This window comes from Chromobacterium sp. ATCC 53434 (assembly GCF_002848345.1).
In the GTDB taxonomy this organism is placed as follows: Bacteria; Pseudomonadota; Gammaproteobacteria; order Burkholderiales; family Chromobacteriaceae; genus Chromobacterium.
Window position 1 is genome coordinate 921,127 of sequence record NZ_CP025429.1, and the last position, 15,148, is coordinate 936,274.

Consider the following 15,148-nt stretch of genomic DNA (forward strand, 5'->3'; position numbering starts at 1 on the left):
GCACCGTAGTGATGATCAGGTGGCAATCACATCCGTTGTTCGTATCGCCGGGGCGTTGCTGTTTTCGCTGGAAGCGAGCAGATCTTCCATATCGAGCACCAGCACGACGGAGCCGTCGCCGGACAGCGTGGCGCCGGCGACGCCTTTCGGGCGGATGTTCTGCAACGGTTTGATCACCACGTCGTCGCGGCCGACGAAGGAGTCGATCGCCAGGATGAACGATTTTTCCGCCGACTGCATCAGCACGCCGAAATGCGGTTTCTGCGTCGGGGCCCAGCCCAACAGGCCGGCCAGGGTCTTCAGCGGCAGGATTTCGTCGCGCACGACGATGGTCGGCTTGCCGGAAACCTCCTGGATGGCGCTGTTGTCGATGGTGATGATCTCGCGAACCATCGCCAGCGGCACCGCGAACGGCTGGTTGCAGGCGCGAACCACCAGCACCGGAAGAATGGCGAGGGTCAGCGGCAGCGAGATGCTGATGCGGGTGCCTTCGCCGCCGACCGAATTGATGTCGATGCGGCCGTTCAGCTTCTGGATGTTGGTGCGGACCACGTCCATGCCGACGCCGCGGCCGGACACGCTGGAAATCTGGTCCTTGGTCGAGAAGCCGGGCAGGAAGATCAGCTGCAGGCACTGCTTCTCGTCCAGCGAGTTGGCGGTTTCCTGGTCGATCAGGCCCTTTTCGATGGCCTTGCGGCGCAGCGCGTCGGGATTCATGCCCTTGCCGTCGTCGGTGATCTCGATCAGGATGTGGTCGCCGACCTGTTCTGCGGTCAGCTGCACCAGCGCCTGAGGCTTCTTGCCGGCGGCGACGCGGTCTTCCGGCGACTCGATGCCGTGGTCGACGGCGTTGCGCACCAAGTGGACCAGCGGATCGTTCAGATCCTCGATCATGGTCTTGTCGAGTTCGGTTTCCTCGCCGGACAACACCAGTTCCACTTCCTTGCCCAGCTGGCGAGCCAGATCGCGCGCCAAGCGCGGATACTTCTGGAACAGGCGGCCGATAGGCTGCATGCGGGTCTTCATCACCGCGTTCTGCAGGTCGCTGACCAACAGGTCGAGCTGGCTGATCGCCTCGTCGAGCGAGCGCAGCGTGTTGGTGTCGCGGTTGCCTTGCAGGATCTCGGTACGCAGCGTGGTCAGGCGGTTCTTGGTCAGGCCGATTTCGCCGGACAGGTTCAACACCATGTCGAGACGCACGGTGTCGATGCGGATGGTGTTTTCCTGCGGGCCGCTGGCCGCCGGCGCGCCGCCGCCGGACGGTTTCGACGGCGCCGGTTTCGGCGCCGGGGGCTTGGCGGCGGGCGCCGCTACCGCGGTCGGAGCGGGGGCCGGAGCCGCTTGGGCTGCGGGGGCCGGCGCGGCGGCAGGCGCCGCTGCCGGCGCGACCGCCTGATACAGCTGGTTCCAGTCGGGGCCATTGCCTGCGGCGGCGGGGGCCGCTTCGGCCGCGGGAGCGGCAGGCGCCGCTGCCGGCGCGGCGGCGGGTTCGGCTACAAGCGGCTCGCCGGCCAGCGCGGCATCCAGCGCGGCCAGCACGCGGGCATCGGCATCGCCGGGCATCCGTCCCTGGCCCAGGGTGCCGAACATGTCGCGGACGATGCCGGTCGCGTCGAGAATGACGTCCATCACTTCCGACGTGATGTGCATTTCACCGTTGCGCAGCTTGTCGAACAGATTTTCGGTGCGGTGGCACAGATTGACCATGGGGATGACGTTGAGGAAGCCGGCGCCGCCCTTGATCGTATGGAAGCCGCGGAAGATGTCATTGAGCAGAGCCTTGTCTTCCGGGCGCTTTTCCAGCTCGACCAGCTTGTTGTCCACATCGGACAGGAGGTCGGTAGACTCCATCAGGAAGTCCCCCAGCAACTCTTCCATGCCGCCAAATTCGCTCATATCTCACCCCACGCGTTCTGCGTTGTATTGCTTGCGTTGCTTTAGAAGCCCAGGCTTTCCAGCAGGTCGTCCACTTGCTGCTGGCTGTTGACCACATCGGTCCGGCCTTCCGGATTGATGACCGGGCCGTTGAGCAGGCTGGTATTCAGCTCTCCCTTTTTCTCATCGGGGGAGAACTCGATCAGGAAACTGACCAACTCGGTTTCCAGAATCTTGACCATGCCCATCATTTTCTTGATCACTTGACCCGTCAGATCCTGGAAATCCTGGGCCATGACGATTTCAAGCAGCTGGGCATTGGTTGCCTGGGTTTGATTGGGCACGTCTTTCAAATACTGCTGGGTTTCCGCCGCCAGGTTTTTGAACTCTTCGATGCTCAGCAGATTGGCGAACAACTTTTCCCAGCGCTGGCTCAGCGCGATGGCCTGGCTTTCCAGATTGTCCTGGAACGGCTTGGCGATGTCGGTGGCGTTCAGCACCCGCTCGGCGGAGTTTTCGGTCAGCGTGGCGATATAGGCCAGCCTGTCCTTGGCGTCCGGAATGGTTTCAGCCACTTTTTCCAGCGACTTGTCGTAGCCCAGATCGCGCAGGGCGTCGTGCATCTTGCGGGTCATCTGTCCGATATGTTCATACATCGTCGAAGGACTGGTCTCGCTCGAGAACAATTTTGCGCCAGCCTCTTGGTCTGCGGAGGCGGCTGCGGCGGGCGGTTCGGGTTCGCTATTTTGCTGTTGGGCGATGCTGTTGAACAGCTCCTCCAGCTCCGGCGAGTCTCCGCTGTCCATAATATGGTCCGGCACGTTCAATCCTCCTCAATGCAAATGCGGGCAACCTTGCGCGATGCTCAGGCTGGCTTGTTCATGTTCTGGAAGATTTTGCTCATTTTCTCTTCCATGGTGGCAGCGGTGAACGGTTTCACGATGTAGCCGCTGGCACCCGCCATGGCCGCCTCGATGATGTTTTCTCTTTTGGCCTCGGCGGTGATCATCATGAACGGCAGATGCTTCAGCTGGGGATCCGCCCGCACTGCTTTGAGGAGCTCGATGCCCGTCATATTGGGCATGTTCCAGTCGGAGACGACGAAGTCGAAGCTTTGGGTTTTTAGCTTATGCAGCGCGACCTGGCCGTCTTCGGCCTCGTCGACGTTGGTAAAACCCAACTCTTTCAGCAGGTTGCGGACGATTCTGCGCATGGTGGAGAAGTCGTCCACGACCAGGAATCGCATATTCTTGTCTGACATCGAGGTATATCCTGAATTATCTATGTTCCATCAAGGCGCACATTGTAGCGACTACCTTTGCAGGAATGGAATCAAAGTTTCTGCCAGTACGCCCGGGTCGAACTTGGCAACGTAGGAATCCACCCCGACACTGGAGCCCATCGCGCGATTGGCGTTGGACGACAGCGACGAGTGCATGATCACCGGAATGCCCTTGAAGCGCTGATCGGATTTGATCAGCTTGGTCAGTACATAGCCGTCCATTTCCGGCATCTCGGCGTCGACCAAAATGATTTTCAGGTAGTCGTGCAGGCATTCTCCCTCGGCCCAATTCCGGCCGGCCAGCACCTGCAGCCTGTCCCAGGCCTCGCGGCCATTGGTCGCCTGCTGGAACTTGATGCCCATCTTTTCCAGCACGCCGGTGATTTCCTTGCGAGCCACCACCGAATCGTCGACGAAGAAAATGTACTGGTCGCTTTCCATCTGCGCGGTCGGCACGTCCGGCAGCCGCGGCTCGCCGACGACGCTGGCCAGGATCTGCTCGACGTCCAGGATGGAGACCAGTTTGCCGTTTTCCAGCTCGGTGACGGCGGTGATCAGGTTCTGGTTGGTGCCGGCCGCCGCCATGATGTTCTCGGGCGCGCGCACCTTGTCCCAGTCGACGCGGATGATGCGGTCCACCGAGTCCACCAGGAAGGCCTGGGTACTCTTGTTGAACTCGGTGACGATCATCGTGTCGAATTTGCTCTCGTTGTGATCATGGCCGATGAACTTGGCCAGCGAGATCACCGGAATGATGTTGCCGCGCAACGACAGCACGCCTTCGACGCCGAACGGCATATTGGGCGTCTTGGTGATGGCCGGCGTCTGCGAGACTTCACGCACCTTGAACACATTGATGCCGAATGTCTCACGCGTTCCCAGCGAGAACAGCAGAATCTCCATCTTGTTGGAGCCGGCAAGCTTGGTCCTGGCGTCAACACTGGCAAGCAAGGAGGCGTCGGTGCTAGGCATGTCGTAATCCCTATCCCTTGAAAATCTTGGTGAAGACCGTGGTTAGCTGCTGGGTTCCAGTTTCAGCATCTGGCGCAGTTTGCTGGCTAGCTTCTGCGGTTCGAACTTGGAGACGTAGGAGTCTACGCCGACTGATTCGCCTAGTTTCTGGTTGGACGAGCCGGACAGCGACGAGTGCATCAGCACCGGAATGCCGGCGAAGCGCGGATCGCTCTTGATCATTTTGGTCAGCATATAACCGTCCATTTCCGGCATTTCCACGTCGGTCAGCACCAGATGCAGATCGTCGGACAGTTTGCGTCCGGCCGCTTCCGCCTGCTGCGCCATCTTCTGCAAGTCTTCCCAGCCGCGCATGCCGTTGATGGCTGAGGTATAGCGGATGTTCATCACTTCCAGCGTGCGTTCGATCTGCTTGCGCGCCACCGCGCTGTCGTCGGCGAAGAAGATGCGGCGCTCCTCCTTGACCGGTTCGATATTGATGAAGCTGTGGCCGTCGTCGATGATGCTGGTTTCCGCCAGCACTTTTTCCACGTCCATCATCATCACCAGCGTGCCGTTGTCGAGCTCGGTGACGGCTGTCACCAGGCCCGCCATGCGGTTGGTGATCATGTCGGGCGGCACCCGCATCGCCGACCAGTCCAGCCGCAAAATCGTATCCACCGCTTCCACCAGGAAACCCTGGGTGTGACCGTTGTATTCGGTGACGATCATGATTTCGGGCCGGCTGCTGGTCACGATGCCGGCGTATTTGGCCAAGTCGATCACCGGTACCAGCGCGCCCCGCAGACTGACCATGCCTTCCACCGACGATGGCATTTCCGGCGCCGAGGTGATTTCCGGCGTGCGCATCACTTCACGCACTTTGAACACATTGATACCGAAAACTTCTTTACGACCGGTACGCTGATCATGCCCCAATGAGAACAGCAGGATTTCCAGCTTGTTGGTGCCCGCCAGTTTGGTTCTGGCGTCGATTTTTTTGAGAAGCTCTGACACAGAAACCTCCGCAGCATCTTTTGGAATGGCGCACTACTTCCCTTTATACGCCACGTATGAGTTTTTCCCGGTTTTTTTTGCTTGCCGCCCGGCAGGCTGCAAGTTGGCTGACCGTCAGCTGATCATTATCATACCGTTTAAGTGGTTTTTACAAATGACAGTGAAGCGGTGACGACTATGGTTTCAAGCCTGAAGGATCAGCAGCAACTGGCGGCGGCATTCGAGCAATTCAATGTCGTGTCCAGTCAACTCATTGATGCGTATAGGCAACTTGAGGTCCAGGTCAATGTCTTGAACGCCCAGCTGGACGAGGCCAACAATCAGTTGCGAAAACAGCGCGACGAGAACGCGGCGCTGGCCGAGCGCCTGGGCCTGCTGCTCAAGGTTTTGCCGGCCGGGGTCGTGGAGTTGGGGCCGGAAGGACGGGTGATCGCCGAGAATCTGGCCGCCGAATCGTTGTTAAATGGCTGTTATATAGGTGAAATGTGGTCCGATTTGCTGAGCCGGCTGCAGCGTTCCGAGCTGGACGACACCTATGAACTGGAGCATGCGGACGGCATTAGCCGGCTGACGCTGCAGTATCAGGAGCTGCCAGCCTCCGGTGGCCGCATTGTGCTTATTCACGACGTGACCCGCTTGCACCAGCTGACCGGCGAACTGGCGCAGCAGCAGAAACTGGCGTCGATGGGCAGCATGGCGGCGGCGCTGGCCCATCAGCTGCGCACGCCGCTGGCCAGCGCGATGTTGTATACGGCCAACTTGAAGCAGGACATTCCCAGGCCGGAAGACCGGGCGCGTTTCGTCGACAAGAGTCTGGCGCGGATGCGGGCGCTGGAGGGGCTGATCCAGAACATGCTGGCTTATGTGCGCGGCCAGGTGTCCTCGCTGGAGATGGTGGAGGTGGCGGCCCTGCTGGATGACGTTTGTCCTGCGCTGGCGCCGCAATGCCATGACAAAGGTGTGTTTTTTGATTGCAATCTGCCGGATATTTCTGCCATAACGGTCTTGGTGGACCGCAAGGTTTTGCAGGGCGCGTTGATCAATTTGCTGGAGAACGCGCTGCAGTTCACGCCGGCCGGCGGCCGGATCGGACTGGCGGTCGTCGAACAGGCGGACGGGGTGGTGTTCCGGGTCGACGACAGCGGGCCCGGAGTGGACGCCGCCGCCATGGACCGGATTTTCGAACCGTTCTTCACTCAGCGCCCAGGCGGAACGGGGCTGGGGTTGGCGATCGTGAAGAAGGTGGCGGAGGAGCTGGGAGGCGATGTACGTTGTTACAACAAGGTGACGGGCGGCGCCTGCTTCGAGTTGCGATTGCCGGCGTGTCCGCGTTAGCGCCGGGCGCTGCGCGTTGTCCGTTCGATTTGTCTGCGAGTCTATTGGAAAGCCGAGGATTGCGATGAGACCGATCGTGAAAGTCGAGGGGAATGTCGGGAAGATGATTCTGATTGGGCAGTTCGACTTCAACCTGCACCGGGATTTCCGCCAGGCCAGCCAGGAGCTGCTGGACAACGGGACTGTGCAGGAGATTCATGTCGACTTCGACCAGGTGCCTTTTCTGGACAGCTCGGCGCTGGGCATGCTGCTGTTGCTGAAGGAGCGCGCCGCGGGACAGAAAAAGTCGATGATTCTGGTGAACTGCCACGAGGCGGTGATGCAGGTATTCGAGATCGCCTGCTTCAACAAGATGTTCACCATCCGCTCGGCCGGCTGAGGCGCGGGCGGTCCGCTCTCCATCCGCGGCCGGAACCGGCGCGGAGTCCCTGTCACGGCGCCTGCCGGGCTGCGGTCGGCGCGGCGGCAGCCTGGGCGCGCGCCGCGTTTCCACTAGCAGACCGGTCATGGCGGCCGGCCTGCGGACGCCTGAGGGTACGCGATGAAACCGACTATCCAGTTTGACGGCGATATTGGAATCATGATGCTGATCGGCCCGTTCGATTTCAATTTGCACCGCGAGTTTCGCCAAGCCAGCCAGGAGTTGCTGGAAAACGAGGTGGTGAAGGATGTCCGCATCGATTTCGAGCAGGTGCCCTCGCTGGACAGTTCGGCGCTGGGCATGCTGCTGCTGTTCCGCGAGCGGCTGGTCGGCGCGAAGAAGACCTCGCTGACGCTGACCAACTGCAAGCCGGAGGTGAAACAGGCTTTCGAGGCCGTCGGCTTGTTCCGGGAGTTCAATTTCCAACCGATTTGATGGCCTGGGCGAGGTTTTCCGACTTTGCGCGCAGAGGATCGAATGCCGGGGCGCGCTGTGTCGATAGGCTTGTCGGCGGACCGGCACAGTAAAAAGGCAAGGGATGGGCGGGGCTTGCAGTGGCAGTGGTCGTGACAACGGGAAGCACTGATAGCGGGAATGCCATGGCTAAGAAAATCCTCACGGTGGACGATTCGGCGTCGATTCGTCAGATGGTCAGTTTTACCTTGAAGAGCGCCGGCTACGAGGTGGCCGAGGCGGTGGACGGCAATGCCGGCCTGAGCAAGGCGCAGGGGATGCAGTTCGATCTGGTGCTGACCGACCAGAACATGCCGGGCATGGACGGCCTGACGCTGATCCGTTCGCTGCGCAAGCAGCCGTCGTACAACGCCACTCCCATCCTGATGTTGACCACCGAGTCCAGCGACCAGATGAAGGCGCTGGGCCGCGCCGCCGGCGCCACCGGCTGGCTGGTCAAGCCATTCGACCCCCAGAAGCTGCTCGATGTCGTGAAGCGTCTGGTCGGCTGAGCGCCTTCACCGCTACCGGGGGACGATTGTGGCAATCGATATGTCGCAGTTCCACCAGGTGTTCTTCGACGAGGCCGACGAGCATCTGGCAAGCATGGAGTCGCTGCTGCTGGCGATGGACGTGTCCTGTCCGGAGTCCGAGGACTTGCATGCGATATTCCGCGCCGCCCACTCGATCAAGGGCGGTGCCGCCACGTTCGGCTTCTCCGACATGGCCGATCTGACCCATGTGCTGGAAAACCTGCTCGACTGGGTGCGCAAGGGCAGCATGGCGCTGACCGCGCCGATGGTGGACGTGTTCCTGCAGTCCAAGGATGTGCTGCTGGACATGCTGTCGGCGCACAAGGGCGGCGGCGAGGCCGATCCCGCCGTGGCCGAGGAGGTGAAGCGGCGGCTGATCGAGATCGAGAACGGCGCCGCTCCGGCCGGCGGCGGCGGGGACGCCGAGCCGGTCGCGGCGACAGAGGGCGAACCGGACGGCGACGGCCGGCTGTGGACGCTGTTCATCGAGTTGATGCCGGTCGACGGCGTCGACGCGCGCAAGGTGTTCGACGCGCTGGAGGTCCATGGCGATCTGACCGTGGTGCAGGATGGCGTGGCCGCCGAGGAGTTGCCGTGGGTGGCGGTGTTCACCTCGGCGCTGGTGGCGTCCGAAGTGGCCGAGTCGCTGGCCTTCATGCTGGCGCCGGGACAATACCGCATCAGCGTCGACCAGGGCGTCGAGGACAGCGGCGCCTTCGGTTTTTTCCAGCCCGGCGACAGCGCCGAGGCCGGCCGCGCGGCGCCGGTCCTGGAGGAGGACGCCGATGGCGGCTTCGGCCTGTTCGAGCCGCTGGCGCCGTCCGGCGCCGCGCCATCGGGCGGCCCGGATCAGGATATAGAGGGGGACGGCTTCGGCCTGTTCGCCCAGGCGCCGGGCCTCGCCAAGTCCGCCGAGGAGCCGGTCAAGCCGGCGGTTTCCGCCCAGCCCGCCGCCGCGGCGCGCCAGCCGGACAAGGCGGCCGCCGGCGCCGAGAACTCAATCCGCGTCAATATCGAGAAAGTCGACCTGCTGTTGAACCTGGTCGGGGAATTGGTGATCACCCAGTCGATGCTGATGCAGTCCGGCAGCCAGCTCGATCCGGTGGAGCACGAGCGCCTGTTGAACGGCATCAGCGCCTTGCAGCGCAATTCGCGCGAACTGCAGGAGGCGGTGATGTCGATCCGGATGACGCCGATCGCCTTCGTGTTCAACCGTTTTCCGCGCGTGGTGCGCGATCTGGCCGGCCGGCTCGGCAAGAAGGTCGAGCTGAAGATGGTCGGCGAGAACACCGAGCTGGACAAGGGCTTCATCGAGAAGCTGTCCGATCCGCTGACCCACTTGGTGCGCAACAGCCTGGACCATGGCATCGAATCCCCCGAGGAGCGGCAGGGCAAGGGCAAGTCGCCGACCGGCAGGCTGACGCTGCGGGCCTTCCACCAGGGCGGCAGCATCGTGATCGAGGTCAGCGACGACGGCGCCGGCCTGAACCGCGACCGCATCCTGGCCAAGGCGCGCGAGCGCGGCATGGCGGTGCCGGACGGCATTTCCGATCCTGAGGTGTGGGGACTGATCTTCGAGGCGGGCTTTTCCACCGCGGCCGAGGTCACCGACGTGTCCGGCCGCGGCGTCGGCATGGACGTGGTCAAGCGCAACATCCAGGACATGGGCGGCCGCATCGAGATCGATTCGATGCCGGACGTCGGCACCACGATGAGCATAAGGCTGCCGTTGACGCTGGCCATCATGGACGGCATGTCGGTGCGGGTCGGCGGCGAGATCTACGTGCTGCCGCTGGGTTTCATCCTGGAGTCGCTGCAGCCGGCCCGGCGCGAGATCAAGACGGTGGCCGGCCGCGGCGAGGTGGTGCACATCCGCGGCGAATACCTGCCCATCGTCACGCTGGCGCGCTATTTCGGCGTGACGGGCGCCAAGTCGGCGGCCGACGAGGGCATCCTGGTCATCGTCGAGGCCTCCGACGCCCGGGTGGCGCTGCTGGTCGACGATCTGATCGGCCAGCAGCAGTTCGTCGTCAAGAATCTGGAGACCAATTACCGCAAGGTGGACGGCTTGTCCGGCGCCACGATACTGGGAGACGGCCAGGTGGCGCTGATCCTGGACATATCAACCATCGCCCGCGCCAGTGGCGGCCAGCGGGCCGCGCAGCAGGCCGCCCAGCAGGCGGCCGGAGTAGTCGAGTGAGCCGCCCCGAAGGGAGAGGCATGCAAGGCGACAACCTGAACGACGTGCAGGCGAGGGGCGCGGCTGCGCGCGAGTTGCTGGTGTTCACGCTGGGCAGCGAAGAGTACGGCATCGACATCCTGAAGGTGCAGGAAATCCGCGGCTACGACACGGTGACCCGCATCGCCAACGCGCCGGAGTTCATCAAGGGGGTGATCAATCTGCGCGGCAGCATCGTGCCGATTGTCGATTTGCGGCTGAAGTTCGGGCTGGGCGAGCCGCAGTACAACGAATTCACCGTGGTGATCATTCTCAACGTCAGCCAGCGGACGGTCGGTATCGTGGTGGACGGCGTGTCCGACGTGATCCAGCTGGACAAGGATTCGATGCGGGCGCCGCCGGAGTTCGGCGCCAGCGTCGACACCGCTTACATCGAGGGGCTGGGTACGGTGGAGGAGCAGATGATCATCATCGTCGATATCGAGCGGCTGATGAGCAGCGACGAGATGGCTTTGACCGATGTGGCAGCCCGGGTGTGACGGCCGGTTCACGATCTTGTCGTGAACCGGCCCTGAGTCCCGGACCGGAATGGGGAGACGCAAGATGAGCGAGATGAAGTTCAGGCATCAGCTGGCCCTGGGGTTCGGGTTGCTGGCGGCGGCGATGGCGGCAGTCCTGTTCCTCGCGCAATCGCAGCAGCGCCGGATGCAGGGCGCCGCCGACGATTTTGTCGCCGGACAGGCGGTGCAGGTCGGCCAGCTGGCGCAGGCCAGCCGCGCCCAGGAAGCCGCCGGCCAGTTGCTGGGGCTGTTGGCCGCGCTGCAGAGCGGCAACGATCTGGCGCAGCAGCGGGCGAAGCAGCCGCAGATGGAGAACGCGCTGGACGCGGTGACCGGCCGCTTGAACGGCTTGTCGGCCCATGTGTCCAGCGACGGCAAGCCGCTGCTGGACGCCGCGCGCAATCACGACGCCGCGCTGCGCAATCAGCTGGCGGGCTATCGCCAGCTGCTGGCCGGCGGGCGCGTCGACGAAGTGCATGGTTTCGTCGCCGCGACGCTGCTGCCGGCGGCGTTCAAATACCAGGACGCCGTCAACCAGTACGCCCGCTTCGAGGGCGAGCAGGCATTGAAGCTGACGCAGGCCGGATTCGGCGGCGCCGGCTCGGCCGGCGGCGAGCTGTGGACGGCCGGCGGCGTGCTGCTGGCCTTGGCGTTGTCCTTGCTGTGGCTGCTGGCGCGCGCGTCCGAGCGACAGTTCGGTGGCGATCCGCAGGTGCTGGCGGCGGTGCTGCGCGAGCTGGCGGACGGCGAGGTGCGCACCGAGTTCCGCGTCCGCGAAGGCGACCGGGGCAGCCCGTTCGCGCTATTGCGCGACGTGGTGGAGCGCACGCTGGAAAATCTGAGGGTGCGCAGCGCGCTGGACGTGTGCACCACCAATGTGATGATCGCCGACGCCGAGCACCGGGTGGTGTACGCCAACCGGGCGGTGCTGGACATGTTCCAGCAGGCCGAGGCCGACATCCGCCGCGATCTGCCGCAGTTTTCCGCCAGGGGGATTCTGGGCAGCAGCATAGACGATTTCCACCGCAACCCGGCGTATCAGCGCGGCCTGTTGCAACAGGTGAGGAGCACCCACCGCAGCGCCATCCAGGTCGGCGGCCGCACGTTCAGCCTGGTGCTGACGCCCATCGTCGACCGGCAGAATCGCTCGCTGGGCGCGGTGGTCGAGTGGGTGGACGCCACCGGCGAGCTGGAGCAGAAGGCTGCCGAGGAGGCGAGGCTGGCCGAGGACAGGCGCGCGGCGGCGGAGAACGCGCGGATACGCAGCGCGCTGGACGTGTGCACCACCAATGTGATGATCGCCGACGAGGACCATCGCATCATCTACACCAACCAGGCGGTGCTGGAAATGTTCCGTCAGGCCGAGGCCGACATTCGCCGCGACATCCCGCGTTTTTCCTCGTCCAGCCTGCTGGGCGCCAGCATAGACGATTTCCATCGCAATCCGACCTACCAGCACGGCCTGCTGCGGCAGGTGCGCGGCACGCACCGCTCGGCCATCAATGTCGGCGGCCGCACCTTCGGCCTGATCCTGACGCCGATACTCGGCGCCAAGGGCGATCGGCTCGGCGACGTGGTCGAATGGCAGGACAATACCGAGATGCTGCGGCTGCAGGGCGAGGCGGAGCAGCGCGCCGAGCAGGAACGCCGGCTGGCGGCGGAGAACGCGCGGATACGCAGCGCGCTCGACGTGTGCACCACCAATGTGATGATCGCCGACGAAAGCCACCACATCATCTACGCCAACCAGTCGGTGCTGAGGATGTTCCAGCGCGCCGAGGCCGACATCCGCCGCGACATCCCGCGCTTTTCCTCGTCCAGTCTGCTGGGCAGCAAGATCGACGATTTCCACCAGAATCCGTCCTACCAGCACGGCGTGCTGCAGCAGGTCAGGGAAACCCACCGCTCGACGATAGGCGTGGGCGGCCGCACCTTCGGCCTGATCCTGTCGCCTATCATCAACGCCCAGGGCGAGCGGCTGGGGGCGGTGGTGGAGTGGCAGGACAATACCGAGGCGCTGCGGCAGCAGAGCGAAAACGAGGCCCGCGCGGCCGAGGAGCGCCGCGTCGCCGGCGAGAACGCGCGGATACGCAGCGCGCTGGACAATTGCACCACCAATGTGATGATCGCCGACAACGATCGCACCATCATTTATATGAACCACAGCGTCACCGACATGCTGCGCGGCGTGGAGCTGGACCTGCGCAAGGAACTGCCCAACTTCGACGTGCGCCGGCTGATCGGCGCAACCATAGACGACTTCCATAAGAACCCGGCGCATCAGCGCGAGCTGCTGGCGAACCTGCGCTCCACCTATCGTACCGAGATCTCGGTCGGCGGACGCATCTTCGCGCTGGTGGCCAATCCGGTGTTCGATTCCGACGGCGGCCGGCTGGGCTCGGTGGTGGAGTGGAAGGACCGCACCGGCGAGGTGCAGATCGAGCACGAGGTGGCCGAGATCGTCCGCGCCGCTTCCGCCGGCGAGTTCGGCAAGCGCATCGAGGTGGACGGCAAGCAGGGCTTCTTCAAGCTGCTCGGCGACGGCGTCAACCAGTTGCTGGGCGTGACCAGCCGGGGGCTGGGCGATATCGCCGGCGTGCTCGGCGCGCTGGCCAAGGGCGATTTGACCAAGACCATCAGCGCCGACTACGAAGGCCTGTTCGGCCAATTGAAGACCGACAGCAACGCCACGGTGGAGCGGCTGAAGGAGATCGTCGCCAATATCAAGGACTCCACCGACGCGATCAACACCGCGGCCAAGGAGATCGCCGCCGGCAACGCCAATCTGTCCGGCCGCACCGAGCAGCAGGCGGCCAGTCTGGAGGAGACGGCGTCCAGCATGGAGGAGATCACCAGCACGGTGAAGCAGAACGCCGAAAACGCCAAGAAGGCCAATTCGCTGGCCACCGGCGCGTCGGACATCGCCGCCCGCGGCGGCAAGGTGGTCGGCGATGTGGTGTCGACGATGAACGAGATCAACGAGAGCGCCAAGAAGATCGTCGACATCATCAGCGTGATCGACGGCATCGCCTTCCAGACCAATATCCTGGCGCTGAACGCCGCGGTGGAGGCGGCGCGCGCCGGTGAGCAGGGCCGGGGCTTCGCGGTGGTGGCCAGCGAGGTGCGCAATCTGGCGCAACGCTCGGCGGCGGCGGCCAAGGAGATCAAGTCGCTGATCGGCAACTCGGTGGACAAGGTGGAGTCGGGCAGCCGGCTGGTCGACGAGGCCGGCCGCACGATGAACGAGATCGTGGTGTCGATTCGCCGCGTCGCCGACATCATGAGCGATATCTCGGCGGCCTCGGCCGAGCAGAGCTCCGGCATCGAGCAGGTGAATCTGGCGGTGACCCAGATGGACGAGGGCACCCAGAAGAACGCGGCGCTGGTCGAGGAAGCCGCGGCCGCGGCCGAGTCGCTGGAGGAACAGGCCCGCTATCTGGCCGACGCGGTGGCCGTGTTCAAGCTGGACGAAAAGCTGCTGCACGGCAAGCCGCCGACGCACCGGGGCGCGCCGGCGGTCCACGCGCCGGCCGGCCATGGCGCGGCCAGCGCGCTGGCGCAGGCGTCCCGGAGCGGCGACCATGCCGGCAGCTACCAGATCAAGCCGAAGGCGATAGAGCCCATCCGTCCGCAGGGCGATTCCGGCGACGGGGCGTGGGAGGAGTTCTGACGGAAAGGGCGGCGGGAGTCGGATATGGCGGAAGAGGCGGGGCTCAGCTTCACCAAGAGCGATTTCAAGCGCGTCAGGGACATGTTGTACCAGCGGGTAGGCATATCGCTGAACGACTCCAAGACCCACATGGCCTACGCCAGGCTGGCCAAGCGGGTGCGTTCGCGCGGACTGCGCAGTTTTTCCGATTATCTGGATCTGCTGCAGCATGGCGGCGAGGTCGAGGAGTGGCAGAACTTCATCAATGCGCTGACCACCAATCTGACCTCCTTCTTCCGCGAGTCGCACCATTTCGACCTGCTGCGCGACCATGCCGGCCGGCATCGCCGCGCCGGCGAAACGTTCCGGGTATGGAGTTCCGCCTCCTCCACCGGCGAGGAGCCGTACTCGATCGCGATCACGTTGCTGGAGGTCTGGAACGAACCCGGCGGCGGCGATTTCGAACTGGCGGCGTCCGATATCGACACCAATGTGCTGCAGCACGCGGCGCGCGGCGTCTACGGCCTCGAGCGGGTCGAAAAAGTGCCGGCTCCGCTGCTGCGGCGTTATTTCGACCGCGGAACCGGCGGCAACGAGGGCAAGGTCAGGCTGAAGGCCAAGGTGCGCAACGCCTTGTCGTTCTTCCAGTTCAATCTGGTGGCGCCGGTCTGGCCCGACATCGGCGTGTTCGACGTGATCTTCTGCCGCAATGTGCTGATCTATTTCGATCGCGCCACCCAGGCGGAAATACTGGCCAAGATGGAAACGCGCCTGAAGCCTGACGGGATGCTGCTGCTCGGGCATTCGGAGAACATCATGCATTTGACCGACGCCTTCGCCGCCTGCGGCCGGACGGCCTACCGCCTGGCCCGCGACGGCGGCGGGGAGTAGTG

13 protein-coding genes are annotated in these 15,148 nt (G+C 63.7%); 8 read left to right on the forward strand and 5 right to left on the reverse strand.

Annotated features, from left to right (window positions below; genetic code table 11):
• Positions 1-15: 15 nt before the first annotated feature.
• The 5 genes from CXB49_RS04320 to CXB49_RS04340 form a co-directional block, all read right to left on the reverse strand.
• Positions 16-1,896, reverse strand: a complete 1,881-nt coding sequence (locus CXB49_RS04320) for a chemotaxis protein CheA (RefSeq protein ID WP_101707240.1) — start codon at positions 1,894-1,896, stop codon at positions 16-18.
• Positions 1,897-1,937: 41 nt separating this feature from the next.
• Positions 1,938-2,561: a protein phosphatase CheZ gene (cheZ, locus tag CXB49_RS04325; RefSeq protein ID WP_255409606.1), complete on the reverse strand. Its 624-nt coding sequence runs from the start codon at positions 2,559-2,561 to the stop codon at positions 1,938-1,940.
• Positions 2,562-2,740: 179 nt separating this feature from the next.
• Positions 2,741-3,136 carry a chemotaxis response regulator CheY gene (gene cheY / locus CXB49_RS04330; protein WP_021478560.1) on the reverse strand — a complete coding sequence of 132 codons (396 nt, stop codon included), beginning with the start codon at positions 3,134-3,136 and terminating at the stop codon, positions 2,741-2,743.
• A 51-nt stretch (positions 3,137-3,187) separates the two neighbouring features.
• A complete protein-coding gene (locus CXB49_RS04335; RefSeq protein ID WP_101707241.1) occupies positions 3,188-4,129 on the reverse strand; it encodes a chemotaxis protein in 942 nt (313 codons plus the stop codon).
• A 42-nt stretch (positions 4,130-4,171) separates the two neighbouring features.
• Positions 4,172-5,125 (reverse strand): chemotaxis protein, encoded by a 954-nt coding sequence (locus tag CXB49_RS04340; protein WP_101707242.1) that lies wholly within the window; start codon positions 5,123-5,125, stop codon positions 4,172-4,174.
• Between the two features lie 141 nt (positions 5,126-5,266).
• Between CXB49_RS04340 and CXB49_RS04345 the strand changes: the two genes are divergently transcribed.
• From CXB49_RS04345 to CXB49_RS04380, 8 genes are all read left to right on the forward strand, one after another.
• Complete coding sequence (locus CXB49_RS04345) at positions 5,267-6,460, forward strand: PAS domain-containing sensor histidine kinase (RefSeq protein ID WP_233492934.1); 1,194 nt, start codon at positions 5,267-5,269, stop codon at positions 6,458-6,460.
• Between the two features lie 64 nt (positions 6,461-6,524).
• Positions 6,525-6,839, forward strand: coding sequence for an STAS domain-containing protein (locus CXB49_RS04350; RefSeq protein ID WP_369826544.1), 315 nt, complete (start codon positions 6,525-6,527; stop codon positions 6,837-6,839).
• A 162-nt stretch (positions 6,840-7,001) separates the two neighbouring features.
• Positions 7,002-7,316 carry an STAS domain-containing protein gene (locus tag CXB49_RS04355; protein ID WP_101707244.1) on the forward strand — a complete coding sequence of 105 codons (315 nt, stop codon included), beginning with the start codon at positions 7,002-7,004 and terminating at the stop codon, positions 7,314-7,316.
• 164 nt (positions 7,317-7,480) lie between these two features.
• Positions 7,481-7,846 (forward strand): response regulator, encoded by a 366-nt coding sequence (locus CXB49_RS04360; protein ID WP_101707245.1) that lies wholly within the window; start codon positions 7,481-7,483, stop codon positions 7,844-7,846.
• Between the two features lie 40 nt (positions 7,847-7,886).
• On the forward strand, positions 7,887-10,067 hold the full coding sequence (locus tag CXB49_RS04365; RefSeq protein WP_233492936.1) for a chemotaxis protein CheW: 2,181 nt from the start codon (positions 7,887-7,889) through the stop codon (positions 10,065-10,067).
• Positions 10,068-10,087: 20 nt separating this feature from the next.
• Entirely contained in the window at positions 10,088-10,585 is a 498-nt protein-coding gene (locus CXB49_RS04370) for a chemotaxis protein CheW (RefSeq protein ID WP_101707247.1), read from the forward strand.
• A 64-nt stretch (positions 10,586-10,649) separates the two neighbouring features.
• On the forward strand, positions 10,650-14,276 hold the full coding sequence (locus CXB49_RS24405) for a methyl-accepting chemotaxis protein (RefSeq protein ID WP_369826545.1): 3,627 nt from the start codon (positions 10,650-10,652) through the stop codon (positions 14,274-14,276).
• A 24-nt stretch (positions 14,277-14,300) separates the two neighbouring features.
• Complete coding sequence (locus CXB49_RS04380) at positions 14,301-15,146, forward strand: protein-glutamate O-methyltransferase CheR (RefSeq protein WP_101707248.1); 846 nt, start codon at positions 14,301-14,303, stop codon at positions 15,144-15,146.
• Positions 15,147-15,148: the final 2 nt, after the last annotated feature.